Genomic DNA, 18054 nt, shown 5'->3' on the forward strand with positions numbered 1-18054 from the left:
TCGGTGTTGTCTCCGGCGGCTCCAATTGCCGAGCCGATCGCTGACGTGCTGGCTCGACTGCAGCTCACGGTCGCCGACGAGTTGTTCGATCGCGCCCTGACCCACCGCTCATACGCGTACGAGCAGGGCGGAATTCCGACGAACGAGCGGCTGGAGTTCCTCGGTGACTCGGTGCTCGGGGTGATCGTGACCGAGCATCTGTTCATTTCCTATCCCGATCTCTCCGAAGGCCAGCTCGCCAAGCTGCGCGCTGCGGTGGTCAACTCGCGTGCGCTCGCCGATGTCGCCCGTGGCCTGCAGTTGGGCGGGCGGATTCATCTGGGCCGGGGCGAGGACAGCACCGGCGGCCGGGAGAAATCCTCGATCCTGGCCGACACCATGGAAGCGGTGATCGGCGCGGTCTTCCTGGAGCACGGCATCACCGGCGCCGGCGTGCTCGTCCACCACCTGTTCGACGCGCTGATGGCCGATGCCGCCACCCGGGGCGCCGGCCTGGACTGGAAGACGAGCCTGCAGGAGGTCGCCTCTCTCGGTGGTCACGGCGTGCCTGTCTATGTGGTCAGCGAATCCGGGCCCGACCACGCCAAGACCTTCTCCGCCACCGTGGTGGTCGGCGACCAGACATACGGTCCCGGCACCGGCCGGAACAAGAAGGAAGCCGAGCAGAAGGCGGCAGCTCAGGCCTTCGCCGCGATCGGTGCCTGAGCTTCCCGAGGTTGAATCGGTCCGCCGTGGGTTGGCCGGCGGGCTGACCGGCCGGACCATCGCCCAGGTCACAGTCCTGCATCCTCGCCCGCTTCGACGGCATCTGCCGGGACCCGATGACTTCGTTGCCCAGTTGGCCGGCCGTACCTTCACCGAGCCGCGGCGTCGCGGCAAATACCTCTGGCTCCCTTTTGCCGATGGCGATGCGCTGCTCGCCCACCTGGGGATGAGTGGACAGTTCCGGTTCCACGCTGCCGACGCGCCGTTGCAGCGCAACACCCGAGTGCTGGTCGACTTCACCGACGGGGCTGATGGCGGACTGCAGTTGAGGTTCGTCGACCAGCGCATGTTCGGCGGGCTGTCACTGTCCGAGGGCGGAGCCGAGTTGCCGCCCGAGATTGCGCACATCGCACGCGATCCGCTCGACCCCGAGTACGACCTGGATGCGGTCGTCGCTCGGCTGCGACGCAAGCGGACCGGCATCAAACGCGCGCTGCTCGACCAGCAGTTGATCTCCGGGATCGGCAACATCTATGCCGACGAGGCGTTGTGGCAGGCACGGATGCACTACGCCCGGGCCACCGACACGATGTCGCGCCGTGCCGCCGTCAATGTGCTGACCGCCGCGGCCCAGGTGATGACCGAGGCACTGGCGGTCGGCGGCACCTCCTTCGACGCGTTGTACGTCAACGTCAACGGCGACAGCGGCTACTTCGACCGGTCCCTGCACGCGTACGGACGTGAGGGCGAGCCCTGTGATCGTTGCGGCAGGCCGATCAAGCGAGAGGCGTTCATGAATCGCTCAAGCTACTTTTGCCCGTCCTGCCAGCGAAAACGCTAGATCGAATCGGCATCTGGGCGCTTCTGCCCGGTCCGCCAGCAAACATGGTTGGAGCGACCCGCAATCTTCGGGCTGCACTCGGCCGCTGCAGCCCAGGTGTCAGTTCCGGAAATGAAGGTCTCAGACCTCGATCTCCAGACGGGTGATCTGGTCCTCCTCGAGCTCGAACTGGTACCGGAGGGTGACGGTGCCGCCGGGGAAGTTCCCGTCGAGCCGGATCTGCACGGTGATGCTCGACTCGTCGTCGGTGCGCTGCCCGATGCGGGTGGCCGTGTATTCGTACTCGTCGGAGGAGCGCTCGATCCATGCGCCGATCTCGTCGGTGCCCTGGTAGGTGCGTCCGTCGTCGAGGACGGTGGCGGCGGGTGCGAAGAGCACGCGGGCGTCGGCGTAGCGGTTCTCGTCGCGGGCGTCGAGGTAGCTCAGCACGGGCGCGGGGAGTCGGGTGGGGTCGTAGGCGGTGATCTCGGTGGTCATAGTGCTCTCCTGTCGATTCTGGTCGGACTGAGTGGTCAGAGGGCGCGGACGACGGCCGCCCCGGTGCCGCGGGTCCCTCCGGTGACGACTGCGCGCCGAGCCGTGGGCGAACCGCCGTCCTTAGTGACTGCGGTTTTGAAAGTAACCATGACTGCTAAAGTAGCAGTAACCCGTCGGACGTGTCGACCGGCGTCCGGTCGAACGAGTCCCAGGAGGAGCCTGTGTCAGCACGCGTCCGCGCCGAGGACCGGGAGTGCCCGCTGTCGACGGCCATGTCGTACGTCGGGGAGTGGTGGACGATCCTGATCCTCCACGACTGCTTCGACGGCTACACCCGCTTCGACCAGTTCGAGGCGAACATCGGGCTGTCGTCGAGCATGCTCACTTCGCGCCTCAAGGCGCTGGTCGACAGCGGCGTGCTGGTCAAGCGCGCCTACCAGGAGCGCCCGGTCCGGCACGAGTACGTGCTAACCGACTTCGGCCGGTCGCTGCGGCCGATCCTGGTGGCGATGGCCGCGTGGCGCAACGCGCAGCTCGCGCCGGAGGACCGGGCGATGATCCTCGTCGACACGGGGACCGGGCGCGAGGTCGAGCCGGCCGTCATCGACACCGCGACAGGCCTTCCCGTGTCCGACCCCCGTTTCGTCTTCACGGCGGGGCCGGCGGCGGGGGAGCAGATGCTCGAGCGTTACCGCCGGGGCAACGGTCGATGACTGGGATCAGTCCGTTGTTGACGGCGTCGCGCAGGACAAGGTCGGACTTGGGATTGAGGGACAAATTCCCATCACGGACTAGGGCGTGTCCTGTAAATGGTTGAGTACGGGATCGCGTAGCCAGATCCGGATGGAGGCGACGGCGAGGGTGCCGCGGTACATGTAGTCGCGTTTGTCGTAGCGAGTGGCCACCGCGCGGGTGGCGCGGAGCTTGTTGACGGCGCGTTCGACGGTGTTGCGGCCCTTGTAGCGGTCGGGGTCGAACGCTGGCGGTCGGCCGCCCCGGCAGCCCTTACGGGCACGGGCGGCGTCCTGGTCGGCCTTGGTTGGGATCACGGCCTTGATCCCTCGCTTGGCGAGATGCTGGCGGATGGCCTTGGAGGAGTACGCCTTGTCCGCCAGCACATAGTCGGGCCGGGTCCGGGGCCGGCCTGGACCCGGTCGGCGCACAGCCAGCTTGCCCAAGACGAGCTCGAAGGCGACCGCGTCGTGGCGCTGCCCGACCGTGGTCACCAACGCCAGCGGCCGACACCGCTGGTCGGCGACCAGGTGGACCTTGGTCGACAGGCCGCCCCGGGAGCGGCCCAGTGCCTCACGATCGGCCGGTTTCGCCTTGCCTGGTGGAGGATCAGGCGGCGGATCCGACCCGGGATCGGCCGATTTCTTGTAATTCGATCCTGCCCCCTGTGGGACGCGCGGCCGCCCGCGTGACATGGTCGTCCAAGGCGACCGCCAGCCGCTCTGCCGCCACATCGGCCGGGGGCAGATGCGGGGCGCCGGCAGCGTCTTGATGAGCCCGGACCACCGTCGAGTCGACCCCGACCGACCACGGCGACTCCCCAACGTCACAGCCCCGCTGCAACTCGGCCAACACCGCCTCCCAGGTGCCGTCGCCCGACCAGCGCCGATGCCGGTTGTACACCGTCTTCCACGGCCCATACGACGACGGCAGATCCCGCCACGGCGACCCGGTCCGGGTCCGCCACAAGACACCATCGACCACCCTGCGGTGATCGGCCCACGGCCGGCCACGCCGCGCCCCACCACTGGGCAGCAACGGCTCCAACGCCGCCCACTGGGCATCGGTCAAGTCATGACGATCATGCACACCAACTGCCTACCGCACCCAGCCCCGATCGTTTACGGGACACGGACTAATGGGTCTCGAGCTGGGTCCTGAGTGAATGGTGAACATCACGCTGCGCCGACTCGGGCCTGTGCGTTGGCGGCGACTACGCTGATCACATCGTGAAACGTCTTCGCCACTACCTGTTCGTCCGGCACGGCCACAACTGGAAGCTGTTGCTCCGTTTTGGCCTGGTCGGTGGCTCCGGTGTGCTGGTCAACATGTTCGTGCTGATCCTGCTGAACAAGTTCGGGGCCGACGCGCATGCGGTGGCCATCGATCTGCCGCTGACCGATTTCAACATCCGCTGGTATCACGTCTTCTCCACCATCGCCTTCCTGGTGGCGAACCTGTGGAACTTCCAGCTCAACCGGTGGTGGACCTTCAAGAGCAGTGATCACGCGAGCTGGTGGAAGGAATACCTGCCCTTCCTGGCGGTGGGTCTGATGGCGCTGGTCGCCAACCTCGGCATCTTGACCCTGCTGTTGCATCCCAACTCGCCGGTAGCGCTGTCCACGTCCTTCTTCGACGACTCGACGGGCTTCCGGACCCGGCTGTATTGGGCCCAGCTGATCGCGATCGCGTTCGTCACGCCACTGTCGTTCCTGCTGAACAAGGTATGGACCTTCTCCGCGGTCCGTGGGCGCGACAAGCAGCAGTCGACCTCGCCGAAGGAGCCTGTCTCCAGCGGTCAGTGACCCGGGGCAAGTGATGGGACCGGTCCGGTGGTCGCCTCGCGGCGAGTGGCGCGACGCGGCTCCAGCCGAACGGTATTCCGAGAAGGCAATTTTCTTTGGGGCCCGGGGACTCGATCCGGACCGGTCCTGGTGACAACCTACGACACCGAGGCGGGAATCCGAAGCCTTTCGGAGAACCACAGCTAGGGTGAATCTGCCTTCCCGCCGTCAACCGCCAGCCGATCGAGCCGGACGAAAGGTCCGTGGTGTATCTCAAGAGCCTTACGTTGCGCGGGTTCAAGTCCTTCGCCTCCGCAACCACGCTCAACTTCGAGCCGGGGATCACCTGCGTCGTCGGCCCGAACGGGTCCGGCAAGTCCAATGTCGTGGACGCCCTCAGCTGGGTGATGGGCGAGCAGGGTGCGAAATCACTGCGCGGCGGCAAGATGGAGGACGTCATCTTTGCCGGCACCTCCGGACGGGCCCCGCTGGGTCGCGCCGAGGTGCTGCTGACCATCGACAACACCGACGGTGCGCTGCCGATCGACTACACCGAGGTCACCATCTCGCGGACGATGTTCCGCAACGGCGGCTCCGAGTACGCCATCAACGGCCACTCGGCGCGGCTGTTGGACGTCCAGGAACTGCTCAGCGACTCCGGTATCGGCCGAGAGATGCACGTCATCGTCGGCCAAGGTCAGCTCGACTCGATCCTGCAGGCCACGCCCGAGGGGCGGCGCGGGTTCATCGAGGAGGCGGCCGGGGTTCTCAAGCATCGCAAGCGCAAGGAGAAGGCGCTGCGCAAGCTGGAGGCGTGTGAGGGCAACCTGACCCGGCTGCAGGACCTGATCACCGAGATCCGGCGCCAGCTCAAGCCGCTCGGTCGGCAGGCGGAGGTAGCCCGCAAGGCTGCCGTCATCCAGGCTGAGGTCCGCGATGCGAAAGCCCGGCTGATCGCCGACGACCTGGTCCAGGTGCAGTTGTCGATGGCGTCCGACCTGGCCGACGAGCGGGCGATGAGACAGCGGCGGCTGGAACTGGAGCAGGCGCTCGAGGTTGCGCGGGAGACCGAGATCGAGGCCGAACAGACGGTACGCGCCTGCGTACCGCGGCTGAATCTCGCCCAGGAGACCTGGTATTCGTTGGCCGCACTCAAGGAGCGGGTCGCCTCGACGATGTCGATCGCCCGGGAGCGGATGCGCAACGCCGACAACGATCCGGGAGAAACCCGGGTCGGCCGCGATCCCGATGAGCTCGACCGGGAAGCCGAGGCGGTCGCCGCTCAAGAGGCGGAGCTGGCCCGTGAGGTCGCTGCCCGCAGCCAGGTGCTGCAGGACGCGACCACGCACCGGACCGAGACCGAGACCGCCCATCAGCGCGAAGATGCCCGGCTGGCGGCGCTGGTCCGGGCTGCTGCCGACCGTCGCGAGGGTCTGGCCCGGCTGACCGGGCAGGTCAACTCGCTGCGCAGCCGCGCCGAGGCGGCCAACGCCGAGATCGGCCGGCTCGCTGCCGCTCACGGTGAGGCCGCTGGCCGCGCCGAGCAGGCGACCCGGGCGTTCACGGTGCTGGAGACCCAGGTGGCCGGGCTGGACGACAGTGAGCTCGGTCTGGACTCCGCACACGAGGAAGCGCTGGAGACCCAGCACGCGGTGGAGGCCGAGTTGGCCGCGCTGCGGACCGAGGAGCTTGCCGCCGGCCAGGAGCGGGCGGCGCTGGCCGCCCGGCTGGAGGCGTTGCAGGTCGGCCTGAATCGGAAGGATGCCTCCGGCGCGCTGTTGGCGGCCACCGACACCGTGGACGGGCTGCTCGGTTCGGTGGCGGCCTTGGTCACCGTGCACGAGGGTCATGAGACCGCGGTTGCCGCGGCCCTTGGTGCTGCGGCCGATGCCGTGGCAGTGATCGGGATCGACGCCGCACTGGGTGCAGTCGACCACCTCAAGACCGAGGATCTGGGTCGCGCCGGGCTGCTGCTCGCCGGCCAGCGCGAGCCGGATGACCGCGACACCTGGCCGGTGCTGCCCGAGGGCGTCGTCTATGCCGTGGACGTGGTGGAGGCGCCGGTCGAGATCGCCCGTGCCATCGGTCGACTGCTGCGCAAGGTTGTGGTGGTGCCGGATCTGCCGGCTGCCCGCTCCCTGGTCGAGCGGCTGCCGGATCTCACGGCGGTGACCAGCGACGGCGATGTGCTGAGCACCCATTTCGCGGCCGGCGGTTCATCGGCGCAGCCGAGCCTGATCGAGGTGCAAGCCGCGGTCGACGATGCCGAGCGCCGACTGGCCGAGGCCAACCATCACTGCGAGCGGCTGCGCTTCGCACAGACCGAGCTGGCCGAGCGGCTTCGGCTCGCCGCCGAGGCGGTGGACGCCACGCTGGCTCGACTGCACGAGTCGGATGCGGCCATGGCGGCGGTGGCCGAGGAGCTCGGCCAGCTGAGCTCGGCCTCCCGCTCTGCACACGGCGAAGCCGAGCGACTGCTGCACGGGATCGCGAAGGCCGAGGAGGCCAGGGACCGAGATCTCAGTGGCCTGGCCGATCTCGAGCATCGGCTGGCCTTGGCTCAGGAAGCCCCGGAGGAAGAGCAACCGGACCCGGCGGAGCGGGACCGGCTGGCGGAGGCCGCCCGGGTCGCTCGCAGTGCGGAGATGGACGCGCGGCTCGCGCTGCGCACCATGGAGGAGCGGGTCCGGGCGCTGTCCGGTCGAGCAGACGCACTGCGTCGTGCTGCCCAGCACGAGCGACAGGCCCGCGCCAAGGCGCAGGCCCGCAGGGAGCGGATGCTGCGTGAGGCGGCGGTCGCCCGTGGGGTGCACGCGGGTGCGGGCCAACTCGCAAGCCGGATCGAGGCGTCGATCGTGCTCGCCGGAGAGGAGCGGGCAGCCGCCGACGCAGCCCGGACCGATGCCGAGGCCGCACTGTCCGAGATTCGGCGGCGACTTCGTACGCTGACTCACGACTTCGAGTCCCTGGTCGACAGCGCGCACCGTGACGAGATGGCCCGCGCAGAGCAGCGGATGCGGCTGGAGCAGCTCACCGAGAAGGCGATGAGCGAGCTCGGGCTGGAGCCGGAGGCCCTGGTCGCCGAGTATGGTCCCGACCAGCCCGTGCCGGTGCTGACCAGGCCCGACGGCAGCGCCCTGCAGCCGGACGACGAGGTGCCGCCACCGGTGCCGTACGTGCGCGAGCAGCAGTCCAAGCGGCTGCGAGCCGCCGAGCGGGCCCTCGGCGTGCTGGGTCGGGTCAACCCGCTGGCGCTCGAGGAGTTCGACGCGATGGCGGAGCGGCACCGGTTCCTTGCCGAGCAGCTCGACGACCTGAAGAAGACCCGCGCCGACCTGATGGACATCATCACCGAGGTCGACAACCGGGTGGAGCAAGTGTTCGCCGAGGCGTACGCGGATGTGGAGACCGCCTTCGAGCGGGTGTTCGCCCGGCTCTTCCCCGGTGGCGAGGGTCGGCTGGTGCTGACCGAGCCGGGCAGCTGGCTCACCACCGGTGTCGACGTCGAGGCACGACCGCCGGGCAAGAAGGTGAAGCGGCTCTCGCTGTTGTCCGGTGGGGAGCGTTCCCTGGTCGCGGTGGCGTTCCTGGTGGCACTGTTCATCGCCCGGCCCAGTCCGTTCTACATCCTCGACGAGGTGGAGGCCGCGCTGGACGACACCAACCTCGGCCGGCTGCTGGAGATCTACGAGGAGCTCCGGGAGAACAGTCAGCTGCTGGTGATCACCCACCAGAAGCGCACCATGGAGATCGCCGACGCCCTGTACGGCGTGACGATGCGCGGCGACGGCGTTTCGGCCGTGATCTCCCAGCGGCTACGGGAGACGGTGTCGGTCGCCTGACGGCGCGTGATCGTGACCGAACCGATGCCGACACGCGTGACGAGATCGGCCATCAGGCGGCTAGACAGGATGAAGATGCGGGTACGGGTATCGCCGGTGCCCGCCGACAGTGACCTTCCCCGGGCCGCACTGTCTTTGTGGCCGACTGCTCGAAAGGTGCGAGATGACTGCCATCCTCGTTGCCATGATCGTTGTGTTGACTATCGCCGCCGGAATCGCCGGCGTGGTCCTGCTCGGTATGCAGGGCCGCGGCAGCCAACACGTGCCGAAGCTGACTGATCAGATGGCGCGGGTCGCCCGGCACCTGAACGGCGAGGGCGAGCCGCCGCGCTCGCTCATCCGCACGCACTGATCGCCACCGGCAAGGGGCCGCCTGCGGCGCCTCAGGAAACGGGGTGCGAACGCCCCTAAGATGACCCGGTGGATCCAATGACCATCTGGTACATCGTTGGCGGCATCATCCTGGCCGCCGTCGTTCTTGTCGGGCTGCTAGCTGTCAATCGTCGCGCGGCGCTGCGCCGAGCCGAGGAGCAGCGACAGCTGCGCGGCGGCGGTGCCGGCCGGGACAGCGGTGACCGGGATGGCGGCGGAGTCGACCTGCGCGATCGGCCTCGGCTCACCGGGATCGACGAGTTGCCCGGCACCGGTGCCGGCGAAGTGGTGCTGACCGACGAGGTCGTCGAACCGCTGCCGCTCGATCGTCCCGAGGCCCCGGAGAGCCGCCTGGCCCGGCTCCGTCGTCGGCTGGCCGGCTCCAACAACGCCCTAGGCCGTGGCCTGTTGATGCTGCTGTCTCGCGACCGGATCGACGAGGAGACCTGGGAGGACTTCGAGGACACCCTGATCACCGCCGATCTCGGGGTCGGGCCGACCACTGAGCTGGTGGACAACCTCCGGACCAGGTTCCGGGTCGAAGGCGTGGCCGACCCTGCCCAAGCGCGCGAGATCCTGCGCAGCGAACTGCTCGCGCTGGTCGACCCGACCATGGACCGCACGATCCACGCCGACCGCGGTGACACCCCGGCGGTGGTGATGGTCGTCGGCGTCAACGGCACCGGCAAGACCACCACCGTCGGCAAGCTCGCCCGCGTCCTGGTGGCGGAGGACAAAGAGGTCCTGCTGGGCGCGGCCGACACCTTCCGTGCTGCTGCCGCCGACCAGCTCGAGACCTGGGGTGGTCGCGTCGGCGTGCCGACGGTCCGCGGTGCGGAGGGAGCCGATCCCGCCAGCGTGGCATTCGAGGCGGTCAAGGTCGGCATCGAAGGCGAGGTGGACGTGGTCTTGATCGACACCGCCGGACGCCTGCACACCAAGACCGGTCTGATGGACGAGCTGGGCAAGGTCAAGCGGGTGATCGAGCGTCAGGCACCGGTGAGCGAGGTGCTGCTGGTCCTCGATGCCACGACCGGTCAGAACGGGCTCACCCAGGCGCGGATCTTCCGCGAGGTCGTCGACGTCACCGGGATCGTGCTGACCAAGCTCGACGGCTCGGCCAAGGGCGGCATCGTCGTCCAGGTGCAGCGCGAGCTCGGGGTGCCGGTGAAGCTCGTCGGGCTGGGGGAGGGCGTGGACGATCTGGCGCCGTTCGACGCCGAGGTCTTCGTGGACGCGCTGCTGGAGGTCGCCTGACCCCCTAGCCCGTGAGCGGGAAGATGGCGTAGCCGGTGAATGCGCGTCATCGTCGCGAGCGGGCGCACTAGATCGTGTGGCCGCCGTTCACGCTGATCCGCTGAGCGGTGACGAAGCCGGCCTCGTCCGAGGCCAGATAGCTGACCATGCTCGCAATGTCGTCCGGGGTGCCGATCCGAGCCAGGGGAACCTCCGCCAGGTAGGCCGACGTGTCCGCGCCCGCGTGTCGCTCCACCGGGATCCAGCCGGGTGCCACCAGGTTCACCGTGACGCCATCCGGTCCGAGCTCGCGGGCCCAGATCTTGGCCAGCTCCGCCTCGGCCGCCTTGGCGCCGGCATAGGCCGACCATCCCGGTTTGGCTCGGTCGACCATGTCCGATCCGATCAAGATCACCCGGCCGAACCCGTGCGTACGCATGGCCGGCAGCGCCGCCTGCACCAGCAGGGTCGGACTCTTGACGAAGAAGACGAGCTGATCGAGGTAGTCCTGCCAGGTGAGCCGATCCAGGGGCACGATCGGCTGCGGGCCGGTGGCGTTCGCCACCACGCCGAGCACCGGCCCCTGCTCGCGGCCGATCCGGGTCAGCAGGTCGGTGACCGCGTCCTCGTTGGTGACGTCAGCCGCGTACGCGGCCGCAATCCCTCCGGCGTTCCGGATGTCGTCGACGACGCGGTCGGCGCCGTCGGCATCGGAGCGGTAGTTGACGGCCACGGACCAGCCCGCCGCGGCGAGCCTGCGGGCGACGACGGCTCCGAGACCGCGCGAGGCGCCGGTGACCAGGGCAACACGATCAGATGACACGGCGGCACGCTACCGGAGATCTCAACGGTCGCAGCCACCGTCCTTGTCCGGCCGGGAGTAGGGCTTGCGGATATCGGTCGTGCCCTTGTACGCGTACGGGTCCTCGCCGGCGATCAGCACGATGTCACGGAAATCGCTGATCGCCATGTGCTCACCCGGCTTGGGAGCCTCCCACGGCAGCAGTGACTCCGCGCTCATGTAATGGTTGGCCAGCGCGCGGCGATAGCCATGCTTGCCGGAATTCTCCAGTGAACGATGCAGCAGATAGCCGTTGAAGAGCAGTGCCGTGCCGGCCGGGATCTCCACCGGCACGGCATCCTCGTCCCGGTAGGGGAAATCAAAGGCCTCGGTGGTGCAGTCGAACCGCGGGTCATCCTGGTTGCGGGCCGGATAGAGCACCCCGCGACGGTGTGAACCGGGTAGCACCCACAGGCAGCCGTTCTCGATGGTGGCGTCGTCCAACGCGATCCACGCGGCGGTCAGCGACCGGTCCCGGGTGGGAATGAAGAACTCGTCCTGATGCCAGGCCTGGCCGGGCTTGCCCTCGCTCTTGATGAAGAGCATCGACTGCATCGCCTTGACGTTCGGCCCGATCACCGAGACGAGGGCATCGACGATCTTGGGCGCACGCAGGGCCCGCTCGGCGGCGGGTGACAGCTTGTGCGGGTAGTGGATGCACAAGAACTGCCGCAGCACGTCCTCGTCGGTGGCATCGGCCTTGAGCAGGGGCACCGAATCGGGCCCCTCCTTGTATCCATAGGTGATCTGCCCGTAGTCGCCGCGACAGATCCGCAGGGCCTCGTCATTGATCTCAGCTACCTCGGTCGGCGACAATGCATCGGGTATCAATGCGAATCCGTGCTCAGCGAAGTGACCGGCCAGCTCCCGATCTGTCTGATCAATCATGGGTTCAGCGTGGCAGCAACGGGTGCTGCTGGGAATGTCGGGGACCATCTGGTAAATATCTGATCGTGACATCCGCGCCATTGGAGCTCGTCAAACGGCAGTCCGTGCTTGTCGCCGACTATCCGGCTGGGGCATCGTTCGGTCCCCGGGAGTTGTTCGACGAGGAGTTCATCTGGCTGTTGCGCGGCTCGGCGATCTGGACCGTCCAGGCCGGGTGGCGGGAGGCGGGGGAGCGAATCCTGCTCCGACCAGGCATGCTGGCGCTGTCCAGGCTGGGCACAGTGGATCATCTGCTCTGGGATCCGGACTCGATCTCTACCCACGCGTATGCGCACTTCACCGTGCGCAACACCGAGCGTCTCGGCCCGCGCGACACCTGGCCGTTGGTGCGGGACATGACTGCCGCGCCCGTGCTCGGTGGGCTGACGACCTATCTGCTGGAGTTGGCGAAGCTCCCCGGCGAGGCGGCGGCGCGGCGCACCGACGAGTTGCTCATGCTGCTGCTCGACCTGTTCGTCACCGGGCCGTTCGGCAACTCGCCGCTGGAGGGCATGCCCGACGTGCTGGTCAAGATCATCGACTCCACCCGGGCGATCTGGATCGGTGAGGGGATGCGGCTGGTCTCGGTGGAAGAGTTGGCGGCGAAGGCCAACGTGTCGCCGGGGCATGTGTTCCGGCTGTTCCGGGAGAACTATGGGGTGGGCCCCGCGCGGGCGCTCGAGCTTGTCCGGCTGGTGCGTGCCGCGACGTGGCTGCAACGCAGCAACAGCACCCTGGCCGAGATCGCCGAACGCGCCGGATTCGCGAATGCCTATCACTTCTCCCGCCGGTTCTCGGGCGCGTACGGCGTCGCTCCGGGCGCGTTCCGGCGCCGCGGGGCCACCTCCGACCCCTACGAGATCCTGCGCTCACCCGCGCTGGTCTCGCTCACCCAGGTGCTGCTGCAGGCGCCGGCCCAGCCGGCCCGGCTGCGGCGGGACGGTCCATTGGTCGGTTGAGGTCGCCGAGCTCCTTGCCGAGGCAGACGACCAGATCCGCCGCGGCGTAGTAGCCGAATGGTGCGATGTCGGCGTAACCGTGCTTGCGATAAAGCGCGATCGCCTCGACCTGCGGCTGTCCGGTGGCAAGGATCATCGTCCTCGCGCCGTACTTGGTGGCGTCGGCTTCCAGATGCGCAAGCACAGCCTGGGCCAGGCCTCGCCGTCGAGCGGATCCGACGACGAACATCCGTCGGATCTGGGCCACCTGCTCGCGACCGAGCTCGGGTGTGAACAGCCAGCCACCCATCGCGGCCGGCACGCCGTCCAGGTAGCCGATCACGAATCCGCCGTGCGGGGGAGCGAACTCGGCTGCGGCGAGGGGATCGTCGTCGCGGCCGCCGTAGATCTCCACGTAGTAGGTCTGCGCCTGCTCGGTCAGCTCCCGGGCGTCGGGGTGGTCGTACGGCAGCGGGCGAAGCTCGAACACGCTTCGGACTCTACGGCTCGCTCGTTGGTGGCCAATCGGTGACTAGTGGGTGAACAGCTGGTGTCGTCCGGGCATCGAAAGCAGGACCTTTGGTCTCGTCGTCGGACCATGGGCATCTGTCCCGGATCGGGCCGCTTGTCGATCATGGAATTGACGGGCGATAGCGCACGTCGCAGCGTCGCAGAGTGAAATGGAGTGGATCGATGAGCAAGATCGTGGTGGGTTTCGACCTCTCGCCGTCATCGCAGAAGGCACTTGCCTGGGCGGCGGAGTACGCACGCCTGACCGGACTGCCGTTGCAGGCCGTGCATGCCGTGCCGGTGCCGGCCTCGGTGGCCTCGATCGCCGTCCTCGGCACGCCCACACCCGAGCCCGAGGATGAGATCGCGGAAGACTACCGGCGCGAGATCACCGAGGCGTTCGAAGCGGTGGGCTCGCAGCCGGACTGGAGTCTGGACTTCTTCATCGACGACCCAGGTCCGGCCGTGATCGGCGCGAGCGAGGACGCTGCCATCATCGTGATGGGCACCCGCGAGCACCGCGGGATCGGGCGGCTGGTGTACGGCTCGGTGAGCCGCTACTGCCTCAGCCACTCGAAGATCCCGGTCGTTGCGGTGCCCTATGTACCAGGCGACGCCGAAAAGGCCGCCGCCGAGAAGAGCGTCGGCGCCGAAAAGGGCACTGAGTAGACCCCTTTACTAATCAGCCGGTACGGTTCGTGGCTCGACCTGTTCGAGTACGGATGGAGTTCAGGCTGATGAGCAAGATCGTGGTGGGTCTGGATGCCTCGCCGTCATCCCGGGCTGCGCTGGCATGGGCAGCCGATTACGCACGGATGACGGGACTGCCGATCCAGGCCGTGCACGCGATGCCGGTGCCGGCCAGTCTGGCCTCGGTCGGTGTGCTCGGGGAATCTGCACCGGAGCCCGTCGACAGCATTGATGCGGATTACCGGCGTGACATCGAGGAGGTCTTCGCCACCGTCGACCCGCTGCCGGAATGGCGGCTGGACTTCTACATCGACGATCCTGGTCCTGCAGTCGTCGCCGCCAGTCACGGTGCTGCTCTGGTAGTGGTCGGCACCCGGGAGCACCGCGGTCTCGGGCGGCTGGTGTACGGCTCGGTGAGCCGCTATTGCCTCGGCCACGCCAAGGTGCCGGTGATCGCGGTGCCGGTCCAAGACGACTAGGGCCGTGTAGTTCAGGCGAAGTCGACGACGAGCGCGAGATGGTCGGAGACCGCCATGCGTACGGCCCTGGAGTTGACCACCGCCGGCCCGCGGCCGCGGAGCAGAACGTGATCGAGTTGACGCTTGGGCTTGGCGGCCGGATAGGTGCGATGCTCGGCCAACGGCCGATAGCCGGTGATCATCCGGGGCAGCGGTCCCCACATGTTGAAGTCGCCGACCAGCAGCACCGGATCACCGAGCTCGCCCAGCACCCGGGTCACCTCCTGTAGCTGCCGGATCCCGGAGCCGGGGATCCAGGTGAGGTGCGTGTTCGCGATGGCGATCGCCCCGAACGGCGTGTCGAGACGGGCGACGATCGCCGCACGCGGCTCTTCACCCACGGTCAGATGCTGGCGGAGCACCGGCAGCATGACCTTGAACGACGGCCGGATCGCGGGCAGCGGGACGTCATACCAGTGCTGCACGGGGTAGCGGGACAGGAGCGCGATCCCGTACTCACTGGCCGGTCGATGCTCTCCGGTGTGGTGGTGGAGGGGTCCGGACAGGGACCACATCGCGCCCGGGGTGCCGGCCAGAGTCGGCACGAACCGGTGGTCGCGGGCGCCCATCGCCTCGGCGGCGACTTCGGCCAGATCGGCGTGGTGCGACCGCGACTGCCGTCGGTCGACCTCCTGGAGGGCCAGCACGTCCGGATCGAGCTCGCGGATCGCCGCCCGGAGCAGGTCGAGATCGACCGGCTTGGCGCGGCCAGCGCCCGAGGTGGCCGCGCGGCCGCTCCACAGGTTGAAAGTCACCAGTCGCACGGGCTCAGCGGCTCTGTGTTGAGCGGCTCTGGGCGAGGGTCTTGCGACGTTGCCAGAAGATTCCGACGAACACGCCGATCAAGATCGCGAACGCGACATACATGCTGATCTGCGCGTACGCGTTGACGACCACCTGGGCCGGCTCGCCGAGCCAGAAGCCGAGTCCGATCCAACAGCTCTGGATGATGATGGCGCCGATGATGTTGACGATCCAGAACTTCTTCCAGCTCATGCCGGCCATCGCCACGGTCGCGTAGATCACCGCAGCGGGGATCGGGATGGGCAGGTAGGTGATCAAGATGGCCGGTACGCCCCAGCGGCGGGCGAGCCGCTCCGCCCGATCGGCGTTGCGGGCGGCGCGTTTGGACCGGCCCGCCATCAGCTCGATCAGTCCGCGGCCCCACAGCCGGCCGGCCAGGAAGTAGATCCAGTCGAATTTGACGATGCTGATGATGCCGAGGATCAGACCGAGCCACCACAGCGGGTCGTTGCGCACACCCAGCACCACCAAAGCTGACCGGGAGCCGGTCAGCGCGGTTTGCAACAGCGGGTTGGCGACCACCAGATAGGCGCGCAGCGGCATCATGATCAACCCGTAGATGCCGACCAGCGCGATGCCGATCCAGCAGACCATGTCGGCGCGGCCCGGCTTGCCCTTCCAGGGCATCCGCGGGTCGTCCCACCACTCCTTCTCGTCCTTCTCGGAATCCGCCGACTCCTTGGAGCCCACCGACTGTTCGGGGTCAGCCGAGTGTTCGGGGTCCGCCGAGTGTTCCTCGCTCACCCGTCACACCGTAGTCGGCACTACTAGGATCGGGCGATGGATGAGACGGCGGTGCTGAAGCGAGTACTCGCGGAATCCGTGGCTTTCCTGGACGGATTGCCGGGTCGCCCGGTCAATGCCCGATATGACGTCGACGACGTGGCCGAGGCACTGGGCGGCCCGCTGCCCGAGACCGGCACGGGCCCGTACACGGTGATCGAGGAGCTACTGGCCGGTGCCGAGCCTGGTGTCGTGGCGATGCCTTCCCCGCGGTTCTTCGGCTGGGTGATCGGGGGCGTGCTGCCGGCTGCGCTCGGCGCGGACTGGCTGACCTCGGTCTGGGATCAGAACGCCGGCCTGCTCGCCTCCTCGCCCGCGGCCGCCGGCGCCGAACGGGTGGCTGCCGGGTGGCTGCTGGAGCTGCTGGACCTGCCCGCCGAGTCTGCGGTCGGGTTTGTCACCGGCGGGATGATGGCCAACTTCACCTGTCTCGCCGCGGCTCGGAGCGCGGTGCTGCGGCGCGTCGGTTGGAATGTCGAGGCCGGGGGGCTGATCGGAGCGCCGCCGGTACGCGTGCTGGTCGGCCAGGAGCGGCACGACACCATCGATCTGGCATTGCGCTATCTCGGGCTGGGCTCGGGTCGGTCAGTTGAGGTGGACGTCGATGATCAGGGCCGGATCCGCCCCGATGCGCTGGCGGCGGCGCTGGACAGCGGACCGGCTGACGGTGCGACCATCGTCTGTCTGCAGGCCGGCAACGTCCACAGCGGAGCCTTCGATCCGTTCGCGGAGGCCATCTCGATCGCCCACCAGCATGGCGCGTGGGTCCACGTCGACGGCGCGTTCGGGCTCTGGGCGGTCGCCTCGCCGGATCTGCGACCGCTGGTCGCCGGGGTAGCCGCGGCGGACTCCTGGGCGACGGATGCCCACAAGACTCTCAACGTCCCGTACGACAGCGGTCTCGCGATCGTCGCCGATGCCGCTTCGCTGCACACCGCGATGGGGGTGCATGCCGCGTACCTGATCCAAGACTCTCGACCGGACCCCTTTGCGAGTGTGCCCGAGTTCTCGCGGCGTGCTCGGGGTTTCACCGTGTGGGCGGCATTGCGTTCGCTCGGCCGTTCGGGGGTGGCCGGTCTGGTCGAGGGTCTGGTCGCCCGGGCCGCGCGGTTCGCCGACCAACTCGGGCGGCTCGAGGGCGTCGAGATCGTCAACGACGTCTGCTTCACCCAGGTATGCGTCTCGTTCGGCTCGGACGAGGTCACCCGGGAGGTGGCGCGTCGGCTGCTCATCGACGGCACCGCCTGGATGACCCCGTCGACCTGGCACGGCCGGGCGATCCTGCGGATCTCGGTGTCGAACTACCGCACCACCGATGACGACGTGGACACCTCAGTCGCGGCCATCGCCGAGTTGTTGGCGGCGGTCCGGGCCGACCTGAGCTGAGTGACCAGCGCGGGTGCCAGTCCGACCGTCGTGGCGATCGCCCACACCGGGGACGTCAGGTAGGAGGAGCCCGCCACCGTCATCACCAGCCCGCCGACCAGAACCAGGACGAACGCCCAGATCGGGATCGCGCGAGACCGCCATAGGGCCACCGCGGCGAAGGGCCAGAACAGCAGCACTCCGATCAGGTACGGGGAGAACACCACCAGTCCGAACACGTTCTGCTGGGTCAGGTCAGAGACTGCGATGGCCGCTTCCCGGTCCGGAAATGCCACCAGGATCTGGTTCCAGGCGTAGTAGCCCATCAGGTGCACGAACTCCCCGATCACCAGGCAGATCCCCGTGATCAGGGCGGCCATCGACCAGCGAGGCGACCGATCTGCGGTGAGCGTCCGGACGGCGGCGACGCCGGGGATCGCGACGATCGCGGCCGCCAGAGCGAGCCAGGAAGCCAGCTGATAGGTCCCGAGGTTCGCCTCGATGGTCGCGAACATCGCGGCCGTCTGGTCAGCTCCGGTTCCGCTGACCATTCCGACCAACGCGCCCGACCGTTCGGCCATCATCCTGACGATGTCGGCCGCCATGGTGACCAGCGGTGTGAGCAGCAGACAGACAAGGCCGGCGGTCAGCAGCTGCCGGGATCCGGCGGACGGCTTGGTGGTGTTCAT

General features: G+C 68.2%; 20 protein-coding genes. 11 read left to right on the plus strand and 9 right to left on the minus strand.

What is annotated here, in order from left to right:
• The first annotated feature begins 3 nt into the window (after positions 1 to 3).
• Entirely contained in the window at positions 4 to 705 is a 702-nt protein-coding gene (gene rnc, locus MLP_RS07820; protein WP_013862510.1) for a ribonuclease III, read from the plus strand.
• Positions 698 to 1546: a bifunctional DNA-formamidopyrimidine glycosylase/DNA-(apurinic or apyrimidinic site) lyase gene (mutM, locus tag MLP_RS07825; RefSeq protein ID WP_013862511.1), complete on the plus strand. Its 849-nt coding sequence runs from the start codon at positions 698 to 700 to the stop codon at positions 1544 to 1546. The genes rnc and mutM overlap by 8 nt, the downstream gene beginning before the upstream one ends.
• Positions 1547 to 1666: 120 nt before the next feature.
• On the opposite strand, the gene MLP_RS07830 is transcribed toward mutM, so the two are convergent.
• A complete protein-coding gene (locus MLP_RS07830; RefSeq protein WP_013862512.1) occupies positions 1667 to 2023 on the minus strand; it encodes a nuclear transport factor 2 family protein in 357 nt (118 codons plus the stop codon).
• A gap of 221 nt (positions 2024 to 2244) precedes the next feature.
• Between MLP_RS07830 and MLP_RS07835 the strand changes: the two genes are divergently transcribed.
• Entirely contained in the window at positions 2245 to 2736 is a 492-nt protein-coding gene (locus tag MLP_RS07835) for a winged helix-turn-helix transcriptional regulator (protein ID WP_041791645.1), read from the plus strand.
• A 78-nt stretch (positions 2737 to 2814) separates the two neighbouring features.
• Here MLP_RS07835 and MLP_RS29440 read toward each other — a convergent pair whose 3' ends face one another.
• On the minus strand, positions 2815 to 3450 hold the full coding sequence (locus MLP_RS29440) for an IS5 family transposase (protein WP_013862514.1): 636 nt from the start codon (positions 3448 to 3450) through the stop codon (positions 2815 to 2817).
• Positions 3365 to 3844 carry an IS5 family transposase gene (locus tag MLP_RS29445; RefSeq protein ID WP_013862515.1) on the minus strand — a complete coding sequence of 160 codons (480 nt, stop codon included), beginning with the start codon at positions 3842 to 3844 and terminating at the stop codon, positions 3365 to 3367. The genes MLP_RS29440 and MLP_RS29445 overlap by 86 nt, the downstream gene beginning before the upstream one ends.
• 140 nt (positions 3845 to 3984) lie before the next feature.
• On the opposite strand from MLP_RS29445, the gene MLP_RS07850 reads away from it, so the two are divergent.
• From MLP_RS07850 to ftsY, 4 genes are all read left to right on the plus strand, one after another.
• Positions 3985 to 4560, plus strand: coding sequence for a GtrA family protein (locus MLP_RS07850; RefSeq protein WP_013862516.1), 576 nt, complete (start codon positions 3985 to 3987; stop codon positions 4558 to 4560).
• A gap of 245 nt (positions 4561 to 4805) precedes the next feature.
• Complete coding sequence (gene smc / locus MLP_RS07855; RefSeq protein WP_041791650.1) at positions 4806 to 8381, plus strand: chromosome segregation protein SMC; 3576 nt, start codon at positions 4806 to 4808, stop codon at positions 8379 to 8381.
• Positions 8382 to 8544: 163 nt separating this feature from the next.
• Positions 8545 to 8733, plus strand: coding sequence for a hypothetical protein (locus MLP_RS07860; RefSeq protein WP_013862518.1), 189 nt, complete (start codon positions 8545 to 8547; stop codon positions 8731 to 8733).
• A gap of 68 nt (positions 8734 to 8801) precedes the next feature.
• On the plus strand, positions 8802 to 10010 hold the full coding sequence (ftsY, locus tag MLP_RS07865) for a signal recognition particle-docking protein FtsY (protein WP_041789850.1): 1209 nt from the start codon (positions 8802 to 8804) through the stop codon (positions 10008 to 10010).
• Positions 10011 to 10077: 67 nt separating this feature from the next.
• On the opposite strand, the gene MLP_RS07870 is transcribed toward ftsY, so the two are convergent.
• Positions 10078 to 10812, minus strand: coding sequence for an SDR family oxidoreductase (locus tag MLP_RS07870; protein ID WP_013862520.1), 735 nt, complete (start codon positions 10810 to 10812; stop codon positions 10078 to 10080).
• Between the two features lie 21 nt (positions 10813 to 10833).
• Positions 10834 to 11718: a phytanoyl-CoA dioxygenase family protein gene (locus MLP_RS07875; protein ID WP_013862521.1), complete on the minus strand. Its 885-nt coding sequence runs from the start codon at positions 11716 to 11718 to the stop codon at positions 10834 to 10836.
• 65 nt (positions 11719 to 11783) lie between these two features.
• On the opposite strand from MLP_RS07875, the gene MLP_RS26200 reads away from it, so the two are divergent.
• Positions 11784 to 12716, plus strand: coding sequence for a helix-turn-helix transcriptional regulator (locus MLP_RS26200; RefSeq protein ID WP_172641549.1), 933 nt, complete (start codon positions 11784 to 11786; stop codon positions 12714 to 12716).
• On the opposite strand, the gene MLP_RS07885 is transcribed toward MLP_RS26200, so the two are convergent.
• Positions 12646 to 13185, minus strand: a complete 540-nt coding sequence (locus MLP_RS07885; RefSeq protein ID WP_013862523.1) for a GNAT family N-acetyltransferase — start codon at positions 13183 to 13185, stop codon at positions 12646 to 12648. The two genes, MLP_RS26200 and MLP_RS07885, sit on opposite strands and share 71 nt — an antisense overlap.
• 203 nt (positions 13186 to 13388) lie before the next feature.
• Here MLP_RS07885 and MLP_RS07890 point away from each other — a divergent pair, with 203 nt between their 5' ends.
• Together MLP_RS07890 and MLP_RS07895 are read left to right on the plus strand one after the other, a co-directional pair.
• Positions 13389 to 13874, plus strand: coding sequence for a universal stress protein (locus MLP_RS07890; RefSeq protein WP_041789852.1), 486 nt, complete (start codon positions 13389 to 13391; stop codon positions 13872 to 13874).
• 68 nt (positions 13875 to 13942) lie between these two features.
• The gene (locus MLP_RS07895) at positions 13943 to 14374 is read left to right on the plus strand and encodes a universal stress protein (RefSeq protein WP_231851434.1); all 432 of its coding nucleotides are present in this window, start codon (positions 13943 to 13945) and stop codon (positions 14372 to 14374) included.
• Between the two features lie 11 nt (positions 14375 to 14385).
• Here MLP_RS07895 and MLP_RS07900 read toward each other — a convergent pair whose 3' ends face one another.
• Together MLP_RS07900 and MLP_RS07905 are read right to left on the minus strand one after the other, a co-directional pair.
• A complete protein-coding gene (locus MLP_RS07900; RefSeq protein ID WP_013862526.1) occupies positions 14386 to 15177 on the minus strand; it encodes an endonuclease/exonuclease/phosphatase family protein in 792 nt (263 codons plus the stop codon).
• A 4-nt stretch (positions 15178 to 15181) separates the two neighbouring features.
• On the minus strand, positions 15182 to 15961 hold the full coding sequence (locus MLP_RS07905) for a DedA family protein (protein ID WP_013862527.1): 780 nt from the start codon (positions 15959 to 15961) through the stop codon (positions 15182 to 15184).
• Between the two features lie 36 nt (positions 15962 to 15997).
• Here MLP_RS07905 and MLP_RS07910 point away from each other — a divergent pair, with 36 nt between their 5' ends.
• The gene (locus MLP_RS07910) at positions 15998 to 17386 is read left to right on the plus strand and encodes a pyridoxal phosphate-dependent decarboxylase family protein (RefSeq protein ID WP_013862528.1); all 1389 of its coding nucleotides are present in this window, start codon (positions 15998 to 16000) and stop codon (positions 17384 to 17386) included.
• Here MLP_RS07910 and MLP_RS07915 read toward each other — a convergent pair.
• On the minus strand, positions 17302 to 18054 hold the full coding sequence (locus tag MLP_RS07915) for a hypothetical protein (protein WP_041789854.1): 753 nt from the start codon (positions 18052 to 18054) through the stop codon (positions 17302 to 17304). The two genes, MLP_RS07910 and MLP_RS07915, sit on opposite strands and share 85 nt — an antisense overlap.

The sequence above is a fragment of the Microlunatus phosphovorus NM-1 genome (genome assembly GCF_000270245.1).
Classification (GTDB): Bacteria; Actinomycetota; Actinomycetes; order Propionibacteriales; family Propionibacteriaceae; genus Microlunatus; species Microlunatus phosphovorus.